Here is a 20,873-nt window from a genome sequence, read left to right as displayed (position 1 = left end):
AAATAAGCAACAAAAAAGGAATATAAAACAACCAGAGCTAAAAATAAAGCCCTGGTTGTCTTAATTGGCTGATATCAAATATGAGTAACGATATCTTTAATCAGATGCGGGCCTTTAAAAATAAACCCGGAATATATTTGAATCAAAGACGCGCCTGCGGCCATTTTCTCGCGGGCAGCAATGACAGAATCAATCCCGCCGACACCGATAATAGGTATCTGACCTTTTAGCTCGGCAGACAGGCTACGGATTATTTCAGTGCTTTTTAGTTGTAACGGACGGCCACTCAACCCACCGGTTTCATCACAATTCGGCATGCCCTGCACTAATTCACGGCTCAGTGTGGTATTGGTGGCAATGACGCCATCGATATTATGGCGTAGTAAACTGTCTGCAACCTGGATCAATTCTTCTTCGGAAAGATCCGGGGCGATCTTCACAGCCACAGGCACATATTTATGATGAATATCGGCTAATTGTTGCTGTTTATTTTTTATCGCAGACAACAGATCATCAAGAGCTTCACCGTATTGCAATGATCGCAAACCTGGCGTGTTAGGTGATGAGATATTGACCGCGATATACCCGGCATAAGGATAAATCTTATCCATACAGATCAGGTAGTCATCTTTGCCATTCTCAACCGGGGTGTCTTTATTTTTGCCAATATTGATCCCAAGTACGCCATCGAAATGCGCCTTTTTGACATTTTCGACAAGGTTATCAACCCCCAGGTTATTGAAACCCATGCGGTTGATTAAACCTTCTGCAGTGACCAGGCGGAAAAGGCGTGGTTTGTCGTTTCCCGGTTGTGCTCGCGGTGTAACTGTACCAATTTCAATTGCGCCGAACCCCATTGCGCCCAGTGCGTCAATGCATTCGCCATTCTTATCCAGCCCGGCAGCCAGACCAAGTGGGTTTTTAAATGTCAGCCCCATGCAGGTCACGGGTTTTACCGGGACAGACTGACGAACCAGCCACTCCAGCGGTGTACCTGTTACCCGGCGTAATTGCTGGAAGGTAAATTCGTGCGCGCGCTCAGGGTCGAGCTGAAACAGGGCTTTTCGAACGAAGGGGTAGTACATGAACTCTCCTGGATTCCCGGTGTGCAAACCGGGGCAGTATTATTATTCATCTGCACAGGAAAGGGAATTGACTTGCAACAAAAAATAGCCGGACAAGCAAACGTTTCACTCGCCCGGGGCCTCTTGTGACCAAACAGGCCCGCCTTACGACAGGCCTGTTCGGTTAATCACCCGAGTGCTTTAGTGATTTTCTCGAATAGATCGCCTGAAAGGTTATCCAGCCCTTTCAGTGTTTCGAGTGCCTGACGCATCAATGCCTGGCGAGACGCATCATAGCGTTTCAGGCGAATCAACGGCTCAATCAGGCGTGAAGCAACTTGTGGGTTGCGGCTGTTCAGTTCCGTAAGCATTTCTGTCAGGAACGCATAGCCACTGCCATCAGCTGCATGGAAAGCCGCTGGGTTTGCGCTGGTGAATGCACCAATCAACGAACGGATACGGTTCGGGTTACTCATGCTGAACGAGCGGTGGCGCAATAACCCACGGACTTTTTCCAGCACGTTATCTGCCGGGCTGGTCGCCTGCAGAATGAACCATTTATCCATGACCAGGCCATCCTGGTGCCATTTTTCATCATACTCAGCCATGAGTGATGCATGGCAAGGCAGTTGCGCACTGACTGCGGCAGACAATGCCGCCAACGCATCGGTCATATTATCGGCCTGGTGATACTGTGCGCTCACCAGCTTATCGGCAAAGTCAGGATCGCCGAACGCCAGGAAATGCAGGCACGTATTACGCAAGGCACGTTTGCCAATATCACTATGATTGATACGGTAAGTATCAACTTTCATCGCGTGATACACAGCCAGGCACTCATCAGCCAGTTCCACCGCCAGTGCACGGGTTAATGCCTCATGCACCGCCGCGATGGCGCCGGGGTCAATGACCGGGAACAGTTCGGCAATTTCATTTTGCGAAGGCAGTGTCAGAATTTCAGCCGCCAGAGCCGGGTCAATGGATTCATCAAGTAAAACTGCCCGGAAAGCATCCACCACATGCAATGGCAGTGACAGCGGCTGCGCGGCCTGCTGGCGCGCCACGTTGAGTTTAATATAAGTAGACAGCAAGCTTTGAGCAGCATCCCAGCGCGAGAAATCATTGCGGGCATGGCGCATCAGGAAGGTCAGTTGCTGGTCGCTCCATTTATATTCCAGTTTTACCGGTGCAGAGAATTCGCGCAACAAAGAAGGAACAGGCTGGAACCAGACATTATCAAATACGAATGTCTGCTTTTCCTGGGTCACATTCAGTACATGATGAATCGGATGACCCTGGTATTGCAGCGGGATCACTTTGCCTTCGTTGTCATACAGTTCGATATCAAACGGGATATGTAACGGTAGTTTTTCTGCCTGCTCGGCTGTTGGCGGAGTTTGCTGGCTGATGGTGAGGGTATAACGCTCCGTTGCCGGGTCGTAATCATCCTGCACACTCAGAACCGGTGTGCCAGACTGGCTGTACCAGCGGCGGAAATGTGATAAATCGACATTGGAGGCATCTTCCATCGCCTGAACAAAATCGTCACAGGTTGCCGCACTGCCATCATGGCGCTCAAAGTAAAGTTGCATTCCTTTCTGGAAAGCGGCTTCGCCCAGAAGGGTATGCATCATACGGATAACTTCCGCCCCTTTTTCATACACAGTCAGTGTATAGAAGTTATTCATTTCAATAACTTTATCCGGGCGAATGGGGTGCGACATGGGACTGGCGTCTTCCGCAAATTGCATTGCCCGCATAGTGCGCACATTACTGATACGATTAACTGCGCGGGAACCAAGGTCAGAACTGAACTCCTGATCACGGAATACAGTGAGCCCTTCTTTGAGGCTTAACTGGAACCAGTCGCGGCAAGTCACGCGGTTACCTGTCCAGTTGTGGAAATACTCATGGCCGATAACGCGCTCAATGTTCAAATAGTCTTTATCGGTCGCCGTTTCTGCGCGAGCCAGAACATATTTGGAGTTAAAGATGTTCAGGCCTTTATTCTCCATCGCACCCATATTGAAGAAGTCAACGGCCACAATCATATAGATATCGAGATCGTATTCCAGACCAAAACGCTGCTCGTCCCACTTCATGCTATTTTTAAGCGATTCCATGGCCCAGTCGGCACGATCAAGATTGCCGCGGTCTACATATAATTCAAGCGCTACATCACGCCCGGAGCGGGTTTTAAAGGTGTCGCGCAGGACATCAAAATCGCCGGCGACCAGTGCAAACAGGTAGCAAGGTTTCGGGAATGGATCCTGCCATTGTACCCAGTGACGCCCGCCTTCCAACTCCCCCTGCCCCATTCGATTACCATTGGACAGTAGGAAAGGATAGGTTTGTTTGTCAGCAATAATTTTGGTACTGAAACGTGCCAGAACATCCGGCCTGTCGAGATACCAGGTAATGTGGCGAAAACCTTCAGCTTCACACTGTGTGCATAACGCCTCACCAGATTGGTACAACCCTTCCAGCGCGGTATTTTGTGCCGGGTGAATATCATTGACAATGGTCAGGGTAAACCGGGCAGGCAGATTACTCACAACCAGAGCCCCGCTTTCCAGTTGGTAATCCGGCCACGGCTGCCCATCAATATCCAGCGAAACCAGAGTCAAATCCTCACCATCAAGGCGTAACACCGCCCCTTCTTCCCCCTGCCGTTGTACCTGGCTGACCGCCGTAACCCGGGTTTGCCCGGCATCTAATTCAAACGTTAACTCAATGTCAGTAATGGTATAGTCCGGCGCACGATAATCATGGCGGTATTTGGCTTGTGGCTGTTGTGTCATAAAACACCTTTAAGACAGTCTGCAGTTATGATTGTTCAGTCTATTCCTGTTGCAGAGTTGTTTCCATGCAGAATCGTCAGCTTTTCAGCATTTAAGACTTGAAAATATACAACCTCATAACATGAGGCACAAAATGCGCTCGACCAGAATTACGAGTTGTGGTGTGATCCAGCTTTAATAAACGGATAATCCAGGTATACTCCTGCATCTTTAGCTGCTGTTAGCCATTAATGGAAACGCTCCTGTGAGAGGATGCTGAAACGCACCATGACACATTTCGCTTCCCCAATTTTGCACTCTCTGCTGGATACTGACGCCTACAAGCTTCATATGCAGCAGGCAGTATTTCATCATTACTATGATGTTGATGTTGCTGCGGAGTTTCGTTGCCGCGGTGATGACCTGCTTGGGATTTATGCCGATGCGATTCGCGAACAAGTCGAGTCAATGCAGGACCTCGCGCTAACCAATGATGAATACCACTGGCTGGCAAGTTTGCCTTTTTTTAAAGATGATTACCTGTCCTGGCTACGTACTTTCCGTTACGACGCGCGGCAAGTTCTCATCAGCAACAACAACGGTAAGCTGGATATCCGCTTACGTGGGCCCTGGCGTGAAGTCATCATGTGGGAAGTCCCGCTACTGGCAGTAATCAGTGAGGTAGTCCACCGCTTCCGCACACCAGACGTCCCTCAGTCGCTGGCACTTGAGCATCTTGAACAGAAACTGGCGGAATTCAACGCGCTTACCGCCTCGCTTGATATGTCTGGCTTTAAGCTGATGGATTTCGGCACCCGGCGCCGTTTTTCTCGCCTGACCCAGCAAAGTATTGTTGAACGGTTAAGCCATGAACCCTGGTTTATTGGTACCAGTAATTACGATCTTGCCCGCAGGCTCACGCTGACACCTATGGGCACTCAGGCACACGAATGGTTCCAGGCGCATCAACAAATCAGCCCGGAACTCGCCAGTAGCCAAAAAGCCGCACTGGAAGCCTGGCTGGAAGAGTACCCGGATCAGTTAGGTATCGCCCTGACGGATTGCATTACCATGGACGCTTTTCTGCGTGATTTTGGGCCGGAGTTTGCAGAGCGTTACCAGGGCCTGCGCCATGATTCAGGGGACCCGGTTGAATGGGGGGAAAAAGCCATCGCTCATTATGAGAGTATGGGGATTGACCCACTGACCAAAACACTGATTTTCTCTGATAACCTTGATTTAACCAGGGCCGTTGAGCTGTACCGCCACTTTATGGCGCGCGTGAAACTCGGTTTTGGTATTGGCACACGCCTGACCTGCGATATTCCAGGTGTAAAACCACTGAATATCGTCATTAAGTTGGTGGAATGTAATGGCAAGCCAGTGGCGAAGTTATCGGACAGCCCGGGAAAAACGATTTGCCATGACAAAGCATTTGTCAGTGCCCTGCGTAAAGCGTTTGACCTGCCACAGGTGAAAAAAGCCAGCTAAGCAGTCGATTTCCACAGTCTGAAAGGCACCTTTTGGTGCCTTTTTACTCAACAGGGCAATTTTATTGCTTCACACCTTCTAATTCTGCTTGTTTGCTGGCGTCCGCCAGGTAACATAGATATCCCCTTTGCGGGATGCAATTTAACCGTTATTGATAACTAACCAGAGAGAACACTATGAGCGTTGTGCCTGTAGCTGACGTACTCCAGGGCCGCGTAAACGTTGACAGCGAAGTCACCGTACGTGGTTGGGTACGTACCCGAAGAGATTCAAAAGCTGGCTTTTCCTTCCTCGCCGTTTATGACGGCTCCTGCTTTGATCCGGTACAGGCCGTCATTAATAATTCTCTGTCCAATTACAATGACGAAGTACTGCGCCTGACGACTGGTTGTTCTGTTGTTGTTACCGGGAAAGTGGTTGCTTCCGCCGGGCAGGGCCAGTCGGTAGAACTGCAGGCTTCCCGTGTGGAAGTCACCGGCTGGGTTGACGACCCGGATACCTACCCAATGGCTGCCAAACGCCACTCTATTGAGTACCTGCGTGAAGTTGCCCACCTGCGCCCGCGTACCAACCTGATTGGTGCCGTTGCCCGTGTTCGCCATACTCTGGCTCAGGCATTGCACCGTTTCTTCCATGAGCAGGGCTTTTTCTGGGTATCCACGCCGCTGATTACGGCATCAGATACTGAAGGTGCGGGTGAAATGTTCCGGGTATCCACCCTGGATATGGAAAACCTGCCGCGCGACGATAAAGGCCATGTTGATTTCGACCAGGACTTTTTCGGCAAAGAAGCCTTCCTGACTGTTTCAGGGCAGCTTAATGCGGAAACTTACGCCTGCGCGTTATCAAAAGTGTATACCTTTGGCCCGACTTTCCGTGCCGAAAACTCCAACACCAGTCGCCACCTGGCAGAGTTCTGGATGCTGGAACCTGAAGTGGCGTTCGCCAGTCTTGATGATGTCGCCGGGCTGGCTGAAGCCATGCTGAAATATGTCTTCAATGCAGTGCTTGAAGAGCGTATGGATGATATGGAGTTCTTCGCACAACGTGTAGACAGTGATGCAGTGGAACGCCTGAAACGCTTTGTTGCAGCTGATTTTGCTCAGGTTGATTACACCGATGCCGTCGCTATCCTCGAAACATGCGGCCACCCCTTTGAAAACCCGGTTTACTGGGGCGTTGACCTGGCGTCTGAACATGAACGTTACCTTGCCGAGCAACATTTCAAAGCACCAGTGGTGGTGAAAAACTACCCGAAAGACATTAAGGCGTTCTATATGCGCCTGAATGCAGACGGTAAAACAGTGGCCGCCATGGATGTACTGGCACCGGGCATTGGTGAAATTATTGGTGGTTCCCAGCGTGAAGAGCGCCTGGATGTACTGGATGCCCGCATGGCTGAAATGGGCCTGAATAAAGAAGACTACTGGTGGTACCGCGACCTGCGCCGTTACGGCACCGTACCACACTCTGGTTTCGGGCTGGGCTTTGAGCGCCTGATAGCCTATGTAACCGGCGTGCAGAACGTGCGCGATGTAATTCCATTCCCACGGACACCGCGTAACGCAAGTTTCTGATACCCGGTTGGCGAAAATCTTCGTTATATTTCTACAAAGACCGCACAAGTTGCGGTCTTTTTTTCGCACTGACTGTTAAAAAACCCGCAATGAAACCGACTGTAAGTACCAGAGCAACCGTGTAACCGGTAACTAAATTGTTTCATTGCGCACAAAATTTGTGCAATGTAAACCCCTCAGCATCTCAACCACCAGCCCACATCACGATTGTTTGTTTTTCACCCACAAAAATATCTGCCGGATATAATGCATAAGAAATTCATATATATAAGTTGGTTATTGCCTTCTCTTAAGCCAGATAGTTGCGAAATTTGAAGCACTTCACAAAGTTCCCCAAAATACATAAATTGTTACACATTTTTTCTTCCTGAAACGGTATTGCGACATTTGTAGCACTTTCAGGCTGGCGAAACGGTTACATGGATGGAAAGATGCCTCTCAGACACAGAAAGACACCACACTGATGGCATAAGTTCCGTAAATTTTTTACAGAGTTTATTGGCGAAGGTGACAGGTGTTACAAAAAAACCAATGAGGGTAATAAATAATGATGAAGCGCAATATTCTGGCAGTGGTAATCCCGGCTCTGCTCGTAGCAGGTGCTGCAAACGCAGCTGAAATCTACAACAAAGACGGCAATAAACTGGATCTGTACGGTAAAGTTGTTGGTGAACGTGACATGGTTACCTCTGGTGACAGCTCCAACAGCAAGGATGGCAGCTATGCTCAGATCGGTTTTAAAGGTGAAACTCAGATCAACAGCATGCTGACCGGTTACGGCCAGTGGGAATACCGTGCTATGGCTAACGCACCAGAAGGTAGCCAGACCAACAAAACCCGTCTGGCTTTCGCTGGCCTGAAATTCGCTGACTACGGTTCTCTGGACTATGGTCGCAACTACGGTGTGGTTTACGACGTTGAATCCTACACCGATATGGCTCCGTCCATGTCTGGCGAAACCTGGGGTGGTGGTAACACTGAAAGCTACATGACCAGCCGTGGTACTGGCATGCTCACCTACCGTAACAGCGATTTCTTCGGTCTGGTTGATGGCCTGCACTTCGCTCTGCAATACCAGGGCAAAAATGATACTGACGCAGCCAAAGACTCCAATGGCGACGGTTTCGGTACTTCTCTGGGCTATGACTTCAATGGCTTTGGCGTAATTGCAGCATACAGCAATTCACACCGTCTGGCTGACCAACGTACCGTAAGTGCTGAAGGTAATGGCGACGGCAAAAAAGCTGAATCCTGGGCAACTGGCCTGAAATATGATGCCAACAATATCTATCTGGCAACTGTTTATTCAGAAACCCGTAATACCTCTTACGTGACCAACAGCGCTGAGGCACCGACCTTCCTGAACAAAACGCAGAACTTTGAAGCCATTGCTCAGTACCAGTTTGACTTTGGCCTGCGTCCGTCCATTTCTTATGTACAGAGCAAGGGTAAAGACCTGGTTGTTAATGGTGTAACCGGTGACTACGATGTAGCTAAATACATTGAAGCAGGTGCTACTTACTACTTCAATAAAAACTTCAACGTATACGGTGATTACCGTTTCAACCTGTTGAATGCTAACGACTTTACTCGCAAATACGGCAGCTGGGTTGGTACTGACAACGGTCTGAACATCGGTGTTGCTTACCAGTTCTAATTCCAGACAACATGGTTGTTATGGATATAAAAACAGGGCTTTGGCCCTGTTTTTTTTATTCCACCCGGTATAACAGCCTGACTTTCGCCTCTGGTCACTCTTTTTAAGCCAAACGGTTGGCAATTACCTTAACTCCCGTTACCCTGATAGCGAAGCTCCCTTCTGTTACCACAATGGAAAAATGTCATGTTTGAGAACATAACTGCCGCGCCTGCTGATCCTATCCTGGGTTTGGCCGATTTGTTTCGTGCTGATGAACGCCCGGGGAAAATTAACCTTGGTATTGGTGTTTATAAAGATGAAACCGGTAAAACCCCTGTTCTGACCAGTGTTAAAAAAGCAGAACATTATTTGCTGGAAAATGAGAGCACCAAGAACTACCTCGGCATTGACGGTATTCCGGAATTTGGCCGCTGTACCCAGGAATTATTATTTGGCCAGGGAAGCGCCATCGTTACCGATAAACGAGCCCGTACAGCCCAAACACCTGGTGGAACAGGGGCACTGCGCGTTGCTGCTGACTTTATCGCCAAAAACACGGCTGTGCCACGCATTTGGGTAAGCAACCCGAGCTGGCCTAACCATAAGAGTGTCTTTAGCGCCGCCGGTCTGGAAGTGCGTGAGTACCAGTATTACGACGCAGCAAGCCATAGCCTGGATTTTGATGGCATGGTTGCCAGCCTGCAGCAAGCTCAGGCTGGCGATGTAGTACTGTTCCATGGTTGCTGCCACAACCCGACGGGGATTGACCCGACAGAAGAGCAGTGGGCTGAACTGGCAAAACTGTCGGTTCAAAAAGGCTGGCTGCCTCTGTTTGACTTCGCATACCAGGGTTTTGCCCGTGGCCTGGAAGAAGATGCACAGGGCCTGCGCCTCTTCGCCGCTCAACACAAAGAACTGATTGTCGCCAGTTCTTACTCCAAAAACTTTGGCCTGTACAATGAACGCGTCGGTGCCTGTACACTGGTTGCGGCAGATAGCGAGAATGCGGACCGGGCTTTCAGCCAGATGAAAATTTGCATCCGTGCCAACTATTCCAACCCGCCAGCTCATGGTGCATCGGTTGTTGCCACTATCCTGAGCAATGAAGCACTGCGTACCCTGTGGGAACAAGAGCTGACCGATATGCGCCAGCGCATTCAGCGTATGCGGCAGTTATTTGTGAATACGCTACAGGAAAAAGGTGCGACGGTGGATTTCAGCTTTATCATTCAGCAAAACGGTATGTTCTCATTCAGTGGCCTGAGCAAAGAGCAGGTGCTGAGGCTGCGTGATGAGTTTGGGGTATACGCTGTGGCTTCAGGGCGTATCAATGTTGCAGGCATGACACCCGATAATATGGCTCCCTTGTGTGAAGCTATCGTTGCCGTGCTTTAACACCTGAACAAACGGCATCTGCCGTTATTACAGCGTTCAGAACAAAAATACCCGCCAGTCAGAGCGGGTATTTTTATCTCTGCAGATGACTTACCAGACAGGCTGTTCATCCTGCAGGAATGGGTTGTGCAGGCGTTCATAACCCAGTGTTGAAAGAGGACCATGGCCGGGAATAAAAGTGACATCATCGCCCAGGGGCAATAATTTATTCTTTATTGAGGCAATGAGCTGGCTGTGGTCACCACGGGGAAAATCACTACGCCCTACCCCGCCTTTAAACAACACATCGCCGGAAATCAGCAAAGCACTGAGCTTGTCATAAAACACCACATGCCCTGGCGTGTGTCCGGGACAATGCAGGACCGACAGATGCATTTGCCCGACAGTGACAGTTTCGCCTTCCTCAAGCCACTGATCCGGCGTTAATGGCTGGCAATCTTCAAGACCAAACATACGGCTTTGTGCTGGCAACCCTTCAAGCCAGAATGTATCTTCCTGCTGCGGCCCAATCACTGGCACATTGTAATGTGCCGCCAGTTCAGCAGCTGCGCCAACGTGGTCAAGGTGGCCGTGAGTCAGCAATATTTTCGTTACACTCACACCCTGACGAGTGACATTATCAATAATGACTTGCGCATCTCCCCCCGGATCAACCAGTGCGGCTTCGTGGGTTTCTTCACACCAAATTAACGAACAGTTCTGCGCAAATGCGGTCACCGGAATAATGTGATAATTCATAATTCTCCACATCCGGCTGAGCCGGATTTTTACCAGTGCCTGACCGGCCCTGTATCAATATGAACAAAGTTGCTACGAGGATAATATCCTACACCACCTGCCCGCATCGACAAGGCTGCTTTGCGCACATTGCTCAGAGAGAGACCTTCAATATGGAAATCCATTGCCTGGCCTTTGGTGTGATAGCTTTGTTTAGCCACGCCTTTGCTGTGAGCCCGTAATTCATTATTGGTATCAAGGCTACGGTAGCCAGAAATAAGCTGCACAGGCTTACGTGTGCCCAGTAAACCTTGCAAACGATACAGCTGGTCGAAAAGTTTAGGGTCAATATTGCGAACGCGGTTTGCCCGGTAATCACGGAAAAAATGGTTCAGGCGGGAAAGTTCATCTTTTATATAATGGGAACCATCAAAAAATTCAGCCTTAATGGATTCACCAGTATTTAAATTATTTAACATCAGGATACGGGGGCGGGGAGTGGATAAAGTTGCAAATGCCTGGCCTGGTAATACGGCCGCACCCAGCGCTATCCCGCCCAACGTCAGTAAGCGGCGGCGGTTATAATCTAATTTATTCATCTGGTCGTATTCTGAGTAAAAAATATAAGAAAAAGCCATTTCAGGCGCACTGAGGCACCTTAACTGGCCTATAACGCACAGTCAATACGGGGTAAACGAAGGAATAAGCGCAAAAACAGGCCGTTTTTACGCTTCATTACATTTCATACAACCAGAAACTGCTTATTTACCTGGTAATTAGCGGATCAACTGCTCCGCTTTTGGCAAAATTTTCGCCCCCAAAACAGCAGTGTTGTCATAATTGTAAATATCTGTTCGATATTGTGTATGGCCATCAGCACCAACAAAAGCGGTCAGATAATATAACCGCACCGGAATTTTATGCCGAACAGGCACATACCTCGTGTCCCCTACTTTTAACGTTTGGGATATACGCGCGTCGTTCCAGCCTGCATCCTGCAGTAACATATTTGCCAGTTCAGAGGCTTTATTCACACGCACGCACCCAGAGCTCAACGCACGCACATCTCTGTTGAAGAGATTGTGATTTGGCGTGTCATGCAAATAAATGGCGTCGGTGCTCGGCATATTAAATTTATACAGCCCCAGGGAGTTGTGCGCACCGGGTTTCTGCTGAAAACGAAATGGCAGATTAGATGGGGTAATTGTCGCCCAGTCAACCATGAACGGATTAATCACCTCTGCATCGCGGCTCCAGCCACTGAGCACAGTGTAACCATGACGATCAAGGTAACCAGGATCATTCCAGACTTTCGGCAGAATATCTTTACGTGCCAGCGTACCGGGCACATTCCACGGTGGGTTCAGTACCACGTTATTCAGCGCACTGCTCATTAACGGTGTTTTCCTGTCTGGCCGCCCCACGATAACCCGTGATGCCAGTACTTCGCTGCCACCAGAATAGTAAATCAGCGAGAAGTTAGGAATGTTCACCATAATGGCGGTTTCCATTTTATCTGGCAACAAACGCAAACGTTGGATATTCAGAGCCAGTAATGCTGCTCGCTGAGCTGGCGAGACGTTCAACCAGTTACGCGTCGCAGGACCAACCACACCGTCATCTGCCAGCCCCTGCCACTTTTGGAAACGCTCAACCTGGGCAACCAGAGTTTTGTCGTAAATATCACTTGAGGATGCGTCAACGGCTTCACTTGCTTCACCACTTGTTGCTTCAGGGGAACTGGGGGAACCAGTAGCCGAACCAACAGGAGCCGCCGACGGGCTAACTACATCACTGGCTGTAACGACAGCAGCTGCGGGCGTCGATGCTAATGGCGCAACAATACCCGCCCCGCTATAAACCCGGTCTACATCACTGATAATCTGGCGCAAAACCACAACATCCGGGCTACGGTCACCCGGACGCAATGTTTTCCTGGCGGTCAACTGAGGCCAGTCAGTTGCTGAATAAGACAACAGTTTCAGGAGTGATTTATGCATAACAGCATATTGTGGGTGCTGCGGAGCAAGGGAATCAATGAATTCAGCAAAAGCACCATTACGCAGCGCGTTCTGCCATTTTGCTATAGCGGCTGCAGGTGGTGGCGCCAGTTTGTACGGTTTTGAACTGTATAACCACACGTTACCGTTTTTGGGCACACCAGTAACGTATTGCAGGTAACCAAACATGGCATCAGATAATACGATATCTCTCGCCATTCCAGTAACAGCAGGGTCGGTCAGCCGCTCCACCCACTGGGTAAACTGTGGCTGGATCCCCGCCATTGCCACTTCAGCCAGTTGCTGCTGAAAGGCTTTCACTGCGTCACGGTTATTCCACACGGGCTGCATTTGGTGCAAGGCATATAAACGAGCCAGTTGTTCAGGATATGCGGGTGAGAACCCGTCAGCCAGTTGTTTCAATGCTGATTTAGCCTGAGTAACTGATTCTGGAGACACAGACACCGCCTGCGTATCAGTAGCGGAAGCATCATCACCTACAACCTGAGGTACTTCCACCGCATTGGCATCATCGGGGATGATGGCCGGTTCATCGGCCCATAACTGCGCGCTCGTTGTCAGCCCCACAAAAAAACTTGCACTTAATACTGACAAACGAAAGATTTGCTTCGTCTTACTTTGCACGTCCCTGCCCCCTTTAATGCTATTTCATCAGGTAAATCAATTAACAACTCCTGGTGATACTTGCCCCAAGTATATAAAGAGACTGGCGGCTTGTCGCGCTGATTTGTAAAGATAGTTAAATACACCCCAAATGGCGGCGTTTTATTAATGCATGAAGATAAATCAAAAATATATCAGACGGCAAAAATCCTGAGTAACATCCTGTATGTAAAACAAAAAACGGGCCACTGCCCGTTTTTTTGTTTGGTTGTTTAATCAGGAGGCATCGGATGCTGCCGGGGCTGCATCCTGGCTTGTTTCCGGTAATGGTGGAGCAAAACCACGCAACCCAACAACATGTACATGTTCGCCCTGAGCAGTCACTTTACGCATCAGTTTATAAGTGGTGCCTTTTTCCGGGCTGATATTTTCCGGCGCAGCAATAATCAACTGCATTTCAAGGCGTTCGCACAACTCAAACAGTGTCGCAATCGACTTCGCATCCAGACGTGCTGCTTCATCAAGGAACAACAACCGGCAAGGTGAAATATCTTTCCCACGCAGGCGACGTGATTCATCTTCCCAGCTCTGAACCACCATCACGAGGATGGACATCCCGGTACCAATTGCTTCACCCGTTGACAACGCACCGCTTTCCGCCCGCAGCCAACCGTCAGAGCCACGGTTAACTTCCACTTCCATATCCAGATAGTTGCGGTAATCCAGCAACTCTTCACCAATGGTTTGCGGTGTACGTTGCCCCATGTCTATCTGTGGGTTAAGGCGCTGATAGAGTTTTGCCAGTGCTTCAGAGAAAGTCAGGCGCTGGCTGTTAAACAGATCCTGGTGTTGCTCATGCTGCTCGGAAAGAACATCCAGCAGTGTGGCATGTGCTTCACGGATATTCACATTCAGCCGCACACTGTTAACCTGCCCGAAGGAAACACTCTGGAGGCCCTGGTTAAGCATACGAATACGGTTCTGTTCACGCTGAATCGTCTTGCGAATAATGTTCGCCACACTACGGGAACTGATTGCCAGTTTCTGCTCACGGGAGGTCAGTTCCTCTGTCAGCCTGCTTAGCTCAATCTCCATTTGTTCAATGGCTTCAACCGGGTCATCTGTACGAATAATATCCTGGCGGATACGCTCACGCAGATGCTGATAAACCGCCACAAAGAACTGGATTTTGCGCTCCGGGCGCTTCGGATCTTCTGACAAACGCAACACATCACGCAGATGTTCATTATCGGCAACCGCCTGGCGCAATGCCCCCAGCGCTTTATCCGACATGGAACGCAAATCATCGCCACTCAAATAAGCCAGTTCACGGCGATGTAACCGGCGTTCAACACCGTTTTCTTTCACCAGGCGCATTACCGCGCACCAACCCGCTTTCGCGGTCACGACCTGTTCACGAATTTCATGGTAACTACGCTCCAGGCGGCGTAACGCCCTGGTCAGGTTATCCATTTCAGCTTCACAGAACGTCAGTTGTTTTTCCAACTGGTTACGGCGTGAACGGTTGCCAGACAACTGGTTATGCAATTCATCACGGCGAGTACGGGCACGCTCCTCTGCGCCAGCATCAGCCCGGACACCGATATCCTGCAACTCCTTATGCAAATCACTCAGCAGTTCGTTTTTGGTTTCCCACGAACTTTTCAGCGAAGCCAGAACCTGATGATACTGATTAAGCTGCGCGCCATGGCTGCGTAATGCTTCACGGCTACGGCTGCGTTCAGTTTCCGCCTGCTCAAGACGCTGGCGCAATTTTTCATTTAAGTCGGAATTACCACTGAGGATTTCAACAGCATCAGAGTAACTAAAGTGCGCCCGGCGTTGTACCACCTCTGCCAGCGCAAAGGCTTGCTGGCGTGCTTCTGTTTGAGTGCGTCTGGCGTTTTCATAGTCACTCTTCAGTTGCTCAAATTGCTCAGGGTCACTTTGCAGTACGCTGACAACCGGCTCCAGGCGAGCCAGCTGGTTGCCATGTTGCTGTATATAACGGGCAGCTTCCTGCGCTTCATCAACTTGCGCCTGAATCTCTTCAACACGGTCAGCAAGGGTGTCATCACCTAACAGGTTAGCACGGGGTAACAGCCGGTTAAGCAGTGCGATTCCTTCGCGCGCCTGTTCGTACTGCGTTTTCTGTTGCTGGTTATCACTCTCATGCTGTGAAAGAGTACGTTCAATTTCAGTACGTCGCGTATTCAACTGGCGAATAGCGGCTTCCGGGTCGTCGTCAAACGCAACCGATAAATGCTGGCCAATAAACCGGCTGAATGCCTGGTGCAGGCGCTGCGTTTTTTGCACATCGAAAGAGAGTGTGGCAAATTTTTCTGCCAGTGCTTCGCGTTCTGCGTGCAGGCTTTCAATGCGGCTTTCACGCGCAGCGCGGCCAAATAACGGCACTGAAGGGAATCGGGAATAGCGCCACTGGCGGTCGGCGATTTTCACCACCACTGCTTTTTCCAGCTCTTCAACACTGAAGACGCTGTCATCAAATGACTGCGGGTCGCCTTCAATCAGGTACAAATCTTCCGGGCAGTCCTCAAGGCCATCCAGATACTCGCGTACCCGTGATAATTCTGGCACCACAATAGCATGGCGCGAAGGCCCATAAAGCGCAGAGAAGTAAGGCGCATCATCCAGCCCTACATCATCATAAATTTCAGACAGCAATACGCCGCCAAACCGCTCAGCCAGGGCGTTAAGCCGTGCGTCTTCAGCACCACCTGGCTGGCTCAGGCGTTCGATTTCGTCGTCTACTGCTTTTTTACGGGCCGAAACAGTATCGCGCTCAACGATATTTTCCCGCTCACGCTCCAGCAATTGCTGAAGGTACTCGGTTATTTCCTGGCCGGAAGTAAATTCTTCGCCACTTTGTTCGGATAACTGGCTCAGGCTGCTTTGTGCGGCGAGCCACACAGGCGCCCGCTGCGTCAATAACTGAATTTTCTGCTGGAGTTGTTCATGTTCCTGGCGCAGAGAAGAACGCTCTTCACTGGCCTGGGATACACGCTCAGACAAACTGGCAATTTTGGCTTCGAACTCTTCCTGCCAGGTTTCCAGTTCTTCGGGTAATACTTCGCGCCCTTGCTGGCGGCTGAATTCTGCCAGCAGGCGTTCAGCATCTTGCTGTTCACGCAGGCGCTGTTCAAGTTCAGACAACCGCATACGCAGTGCCGGAACTTGCTCGGCCTGATAGCGCTGGTCGGAGGCATCACGCAATAAATCACGGGCAACCTGCCAGGCGTCACTGCGGCTAACTGGCCCACTGATGGCACAAACCAGTTTCCAGGCCTCTTCAAACTGTGCATGCGCCGTTTGCGAAACGCGCATTTTCTGCTCCAGCGAGAGCAATGTCTCAGTACCTTCCTGCTCTTTAGCCTGGAAGGTATCAAGCCATTCGTCCGCGCTGTCGGCAGTTAAATCAGGCAGGTTGCACAATTCACGGGCACGGTTAAGAGCCTGCAGCGCCTGTTGATACTGCAGCGCGCGAGTTTGCTGAACATCAAGTGCTTGCTGGTAATCGGCCAACTGGCTTTTGAGTTCATCCACTTCCAGTTCTGCTGCTTCGGCACGCGCTTCATACTCTTCATGCTGATCCTGAGCTTCGGCCACCACCTCGTTTTGTTCTTCCAGGCGAATTTGCAGCTCTTCAAGATCCGCCTCATAGCGTTCAATTTTCTCTTGCTGACGTAAAGCGGTCTGCACCAGATTCAGATGATCACTTGCCGCCTGATAATCAGCTTCCAGATCACCTTCAGCCCCTGCCTGCTCAGCCAGTTCACGCGCCATTTCCACATGGCGATACTGCTCTGTTGCCAGTTGTTTACGACTGGTGAATAACTCCTGGCGCGTTGCTAAAGCCTGGTCAAGGTGAATGCGGCGCTCATTGGCGTGACGCATATAATCCGCTGCCACGTAATCTGTCGCTTCGGAAATTAAGTGCTTAAACAGGTCACGGTCAGACTGCGTTACCCGAATAGCTTCCAGCGTCATACGGTTTTCACGCAAAGCGGCTTCCATATCCTGGAATGCTTTACGTACCCCGCTGTTTTCCGGCAACAGGTAATCACGCAACGAACGAGTAATGGCGCTGGAGATCCCGCCGTAGAGTGAGGCTTCAATCAGGCGGTAATATTTGCTACGGTCAGAGGCGGAGCGCAAACGGCGCGCCACAACCCCCAGGTCAAACATGAGTGCATGGTAATCGGTAATGGAGCTGAACTGCCTGAACTGAACCCCTTCCATGGCTTCTGTTTTTTCTTTCAGTTCCTGTAAGGTCAGCACCCTGGCCTGGCGGGCATTGAGCGCCTCGGTCACCAGTTGAGTTGGCTGGACGGCCATTGGCAGGCCCTGAATGGCAAAAGGTTTGATATCAACTTTGCGATCGCGCCCGGCAACCTGCTGCAAACGCACCCCCACCAGCACACGCTGATGACGTGAGTTCACAACATCCAGAAAGGAGTAGCAGACGCCAGCTTTGAGCTTACCGTGCAGGCCTTTATCACGCGAACCCGAAGTCGCGCCTGCTTCTGTTGTATTACGAAAATGCAACAGAGTCAGGTCAGGGATAAGTGCCGTGACAAAAGCCGCCATCGTGGTTGATTTCCCGGCACCGTTGCCCCCTGAAAGCGTAGTAACCAGCTCATCCAGGTCAAAGGTTCTGGCAAAGAAACCATTCCAGTTAATCAGTGTTAGCGAACGAAATTTTCCGCGTTCAATCATTCCTGTTCATCCTCCGCTGTATCCTGATTATTATTGTCTTCCTGTTCATCATTAAGCTGCAGGCTCTGCTCTACTGGCATGGCTTCCCCGTCGCGAATCATGCGCAATTGTGCCTCGCGCGCATCATCGCCAGCGCGGACATCGGCACCAAAGCGGAACACAGACTCAGATATACGGAATTTGCTGCTGTCATGGCCGAGGAACCAAATCATTCCCAGCCTTCTCAGGCGGTTGAGTGAGGAGCGTACTTTTTCCTGTAGCTTCTGACGGTCCAGGTCGGAACCGGTAGAACGGTTGTTCACCAACTTCAGTAATTTACTTTCATCCGCCAGTGCCAGTAGTTCGTCGTACAGTTCCTGTTGGGTAAAAATCCCTTCATTCGCCAGACGCTCCGGGCTCAGATAAAGGTAACAGAGGATTTTCCCTACCATCATATCCAGCTCGGAAAGTACGGAGCGTGGGATAAGGGTTGTTGACCGGGGACGGAGATAAAAGAAACCTTCAGGTGCGCGAATAAGCTCTACGTTATAACGGATGTAGAACAACTCAAGCTCTTCCTGAAAATCCATTAAAAAAGCGTGATTATCCAGTTCATCAAGACCAATATGACGGCCAGAGCGTAATTGGCTGTCAAGGGCCGGGAACAGTGGGTTGGCAATCGCCTGCGCCAGTTTTACCGGCATTGTTTGTTCAATATTTGTTGATGACATGCGCCTGTACCCTGGCTCCGTAATCATTAATAAGTTGCCACTGAGCGGGAAGCCCAGTGAAATCCGCTTCTGCTATACCCAGCCGCACAGCCTGGTCGACCACGATACGGGCGACATCGAAATGCCGCGCCCGCGGATATTGCGCCAGATATTCACGCATCACCACGCCGAGATCCAGTGGGAGGTTTCTGGTTTTGTAGACTTGCAGAGACTGCTCAATCATCGCGGCCAGTTGCTCACGTATTTCATTAAACTCTTCGAACTCAAGGTCAACGGGTAACTCACCCATGACTTCGTCATCCCTTAAGGACATCTCCTCATCACGCATATCGAATAAACGATCAGCGTTGGCATAAGTCAGCGCCCAGGGGGCATCGAAGTAATTTTGTACCGACTGGCGCAAACGCTGGGCGAAAACCCGGTTTTTATCCATATCAATAGCTGTACGAATAAATTTATGGATATGGCGGTCATAGCCTATCCATAAATCAATCGCCTGTTGGCCCCAACTGACAATACGGTCGAGCTTGCTCTGTAAATCGAAAATTAAGCGCTCGATAAAACCCAGGTCATCCTGCCCGAGAATGGCGTCCTGAATTTGCAGCAGATTAGCCTGTAGCTTGTCGCCTGCGGCTTCCAGCGTATCCTGCAATTCCCGTAACGTACCGGACGTTTCAGAGAGCAGCAGCTCACAACTGGAAATTGCTGCACGCCAGTCCTTATTCAGCAACTGAGCTATATCATCTTTAACTTGTTGCTGTTGCTCATCCATGATGCGTTGGGTTAAATCAATGCTGTCGAAAATTTCCGCCACCGAATACTTTAGTGGTGCAAATACATTACGGTGCCAGTGAAATTCATCGCCACCTTCATCTGCTGCATCGGCCGCACGTTTGAGTTCCCCGGCAACGATGGACAATTGCATAGACAACCGCAACGTAGAAAACTCACGCTGGCGGATATAATAATCGGTAATGCCTATCCCCAGGGGCGTTAAACGGTAGATGGCATTGCCTTCTGCCTGCTCGCTGGTAAAACGGTTGATTAAGCGCTGGCGCACCATATCATTGATGGCATTGTTTGCACGCATGACGAGGGTTTCACTGGCCTGTTCAAAGGCTTCGCTCACGTAACGAAATGCATCAACCAGCTCACCTTCACTCATTTCCCCTTCCAGCCGCTCGCCATTGAGTGTGGCGATGGCCAGCAAAAAAGCCAGCCGGTCGACAGGCAGTGAAATTGAAAAATCATTCTTTCTGGCCCAGGCAACCAGTTCAGGTACTGTCTGGGAAAATTCACTCATAGTTTATCCTTGGCTTTCTGGCTTTTGTGCCGTCACATGAATATACCGCCCAAGGCTCACCCAGGGCTCCTGACGACAAAAGCGAGTTTCCAGCTCCAGCAGTTCTTCAAAGCAGTCTTGCTGCTGATGTTTTTCCCGCAAGTAATCATGAAATACCCGCACACCGGTTTTACGGGTAATGTTCCAGCCAATTTGCTCCAGCCAAAGGTAAACGTCCTCTGGCTTTAATGGGTGATCTGGCGAAAGCGTGCGCTTTTTACGTTTTGGCATACCCGCCGCCACATAAGCAAAATTACCGGCGACCATGTTATGCATCAGTAAACCATTAGCGTTATAAAACATCAGCGAAAGCACCCCGCCAGGAGCAAGGCATTCCCACAGTTTCGCCAGGACCTGCTGGGGTTCATCTATCCATTCAAGAACAGCATGAAACAATATCAGATCAACCGGGGAATCCAAATGTTCGCGCACCTGTTGCACTGCGGATTGTACAAAATGCATGTTACCGCTCACACCTTGCTCGTGAGCAAGTGCCTGAGCCCGGCTAATCATTTCACCGGAAAGGTCACACAACAGTACCTCATGGCCCATTGCTGCCAGTTTACAGGCTGTTTGCCCTAATCCACCGCCCGCGTCCAGTATGCGCAATTTACGCGTGCCAAATCCTTGCAGAATGCAGTCCAGATCCTGCCAAAGAATCGCCTGCCGCAATCGACCCTTACTGGTACCGTAGATATTGCGTGAGAATTTCTCCGCGATGTCATCGAAATTACGATCTGACACGAACTCATTTCCTCCCGCTAAACGGGCAAATGGCAAAACCCTTATTTTGTCAC

The 20,873-nt window shown here is 50.2% G+C and carries 13 protein-coding genes; 4 read left to right on the top strand and 9 right to left on the bottom strand.

Going from position 1 to position 20,873, the window contains the following annotated elements:
* Window positions 1-74: 74 nt before the first annotated feature.
* Window positions 75-1,085, bottom strand: coding sequence for a quinone-dependent dihydroorotate dehydrogenase (gene pyrD / locus MPHASIOC01_RS03085; RefSeq protein WP_353613902.1), 1,011 nt, complete (start codon window positions 1,083-1,085; stop codon window positions 75-77).
* Between the two features lie 167 nt (window positions 1,086-1,252).
* On the bottom strand, window positions 1,253-3,865 hold the full coding sequence (gene pepN / locus MPHASIOC01_RS03080) for an aminopeptidase N (RefSeq protein WP_353613901.1): 2,613 nt from the start codon (window positions 3,863-3,865) through the stop codon (window positions 1,253-1,255).
* 267 nt (window positions 3,866-4,132) lie between these two features.
* Between pepN and pncB the strand changes: the two genes are divergently transcribed.
* From pncB to MPHASIOC01_RS03060, 4 genes are all read left to right on the top strand, one after another.
* Window positions 4,133-5,335 (top strand): nicotinate phosphoribosyltransferase, encoded by a 1,203-nt coding sequence (gene pncB, locus MPHASIOC01_RS03075; RefSeq protein ID WP_353613900.1) that lies wholly within the window; start codon window positions 4,133-4,135, stop codon window positions 5,333-5,335.
* 176 nt (window positions 5,336-5,511) lie between these two features.
* The gene (asnS, locus tag MPHASIOC01_RS03070) at window positions 5,512-6,912 is read left to right on the top strand and encodes an asparagine--tRNA ligase (protein WP_064600011.1); all 1,401 of its coding nucleotides are present in this window, start codon (window positions 5,512-5,514) and stop codon (window positions 6,910-6,912) included.
* A gap of 547 nt (window positions 6,913-7,459) precedes the next feature.
* Window positions 7,460-8,569, top strand: a complete 1,110-nt coding sequence (locus MPHASIOC01_RS03065; protein WP_353613899.1) for a porin — start codon at window positions 7,460-7,462, stop codon at window positions 8,567-8,569.
* Between the two features lie 186 nt (window positions 8,570-8,755).
* The gene (locus MPHASIOC01_RS03060) at window positions 8,756-9,946 is read left to right on the top strand and encodes an amino acid aminotransferase (RefSeq protein WP_353613898.1); all 1,191 of its coding nucleotides are present in this window, start codon (window positions 8,756-8,758) and stop codon (window positions 9,944-9,946) included.
* A 90-nt stretch (window positions 9,947-10,036) separates the two neighbouring features.
* On the opposite strand, the gene MPHASIOC01_RS03055 is transcribed toward MPHASIOC01_RS03060, so the two are convergent.
* The 7 genes from MPHASIOC01_RS03055 to cmoM form a co-directional block, all read right to left on the bottom strand.
* Window positions 10,037-10,684 carry an MBL fold metallo-hydrolase gene (locus MPHASIOC01_RS03055; protein ID WP_064600002.1) on the bottom strand — a complete coding sequence of 216 codons (648 nt, stop codon included), beginning with the start codon at window positions 10,682-10,684 and terminating at the stop codon, window positions 10,037-10,039.
* A gap of 29 nt (window positions 10,685-10,713) precedes the next feature.
* Window positions 10,714-11,262: a YcbK family protein gene (locus MPHASIOC01_RS03050; RefSeq protein ID WP_064600284.1), complete on the bottom strand. Its 549-nt coding sequence runs from the start codon at window positions 11,260-11,262 to the stop codon at window positions 10,714-10,716.
* 177 nt (window positions 11,263-11,439) lie between these two features.
* On the bottom strand, window positions 11,440-13,308 hold the full coding sequence (ldtD, locus tag MPHASIOC01_RS03045) for a L,D-transpeptidase (RefSeq protein ID WP_353613897.1): 1,869 nt from the start codon (window positions 13,306-13,308) through the stop codon (window positions 11,440-11,442).
* Between the two features lie 255 nt (window positions 13,309-13,563).
* Entirely contained in the window at window positions 13,564-18,024 is a 4,461-nt protein-coding gene (gene mukB, locus MPHASIOC01_RS03040; protein WP_353613896.1) for a chromosome partition protein MukB, read from the bottom strand.
* A complete protein-coding gene (mukE, locus tag MPHASIOC01_RS03035) occupies window positions 18,021-18,734 on the bottom strand; it encodes a chromosome partition protein MukE (protein ID WP_074388837.1) in 714 nt (237 codons plus the stop codon). Before mukE ends, mukB begins: the two co-directional genes overlap by 4 nt.
* Window positions 18,715-20,037, bottom strand: a complete 1,323-nt coding sequence (gene mukF / locus MPHASIOC01_RS03030; protein WP_064599996.1) for a chromosome partition protein MukF — start codon at window positions 20,035-20,037, stop codon at window positions 18,715-18,717. The genes mukE and mukF overlap by 20 nt, the downstream gene beginning before the upstream one ends.
* 3 nt (window positions 20,038-20,040) lie before the next feature.
* A complete protein-coding gene (cmoM, locus tag MPHASIOC01_RS03025; RefSeq protein ID WP_353613895.1) occupies window positions 20,041-20,820 on the bottom strand; it encodes a tRNA uridine 5-oxyacetic acid(34) methyltransferase CmoM in 780 nt (259 codons plus the stop codon).
* Between the last annotated feature and the right edge of the window lie 53 nt (window positions 20,821-20,873).

The sequence above is a fragment of the Mangrovibacter phragmitis genome, assembly GCF_040429585.1.
Taxonomy (GTDB): domain Bacteria; phylum Pseudomonadota; class Gammaproteobacteria; order Enterobacterales; family Enterobacteriaceae; genus Mangrovibacter; species Mangrovibacter phragmitis.
Note: the sequence above shows the minus strand (reverse complement) of the source record. Positions and strands in the feature narration are given on the sequence as shown.

Excerpts from the sequence above, each read along its gene's own strand:
- pepN (WP_353613901.1), bottom strand. The coding sequence starts at position 3,865 with ATGACACAACAGCCACAAGCCAAATACCGCCATGATTATCGTGCGCCG.
- pyrD (WP_353613902.1), bottom strand. The coding sequence starts at position 1,085 with ATGTACTACCCCTTCGTTCGAAAAGCCCTGTTTCAGCTCGACCCTGAG.
- MPHASIOC01_RS03050 (WP_064600284.1), bottom strand. The coding sequence starts at position 11,262 with ATGAATAAATTAGATTATAACCGCCGCCGCTTACTGACGTTGGGCGGG.
- pncB (WP_353613900.1), top strand. The coding sequence starts at position 4,133 with ATGACACATTTCGCTTCCCCAATTTTGCACTCTCTGCTGGATACTGAC.
- asnS (WP_064600011.1), top strand. The coding sequence starts at position 5,512 with ATGAGCGTTGTGCCTGTAGCTGACGTACTCCAGGGCCGCGTAAACGTT.
- mukF (WP_064599996.1), bottom strand. The coding sequence starts at position 20,037 with ATGAGTGAATTTTCCCAGACAGTACCTGAACTGGTTGCCTGGGCCAGA.
- MPHASIOC01_RS03055 (WP_064600002.1), bottom strand. The coding sequence starts at position 10,684 with ATGAATTATCACATTATTCCGGTGACCGCATTTGCGCAGAACTGTTCG.
- mukB (WP_353613896.1), bottom strand. The coding sequence starts at position 18,024 with ATGATTGAACGCGGAAAATTTCGTTCGCTAACACTGATTAACTGGAAT.
- MPHASIOC01_RS03065 (WP_353613899.1), top strand. The coding sequence starts at position 7,460 with ATGATGAAGCGCAATATTCTGGCAGTGGTAATCCCGGCTCTGCTCGTA.
- MPHASIOC01_RS03060 (WP_353613898.1), top strand. The coding sequence starts at position 8,756 with ATGTTTGAGAACATAACTGCCGCGCCTGCTGATCCTATCCTGGGTTTG.
- mukE (WP_074388837.1), bottom strand. The coding sequence starts at position 18,734 with ATGTCATCAACAAATATTGAACAAACAATGCCGGTAAAACTGGCGCAG.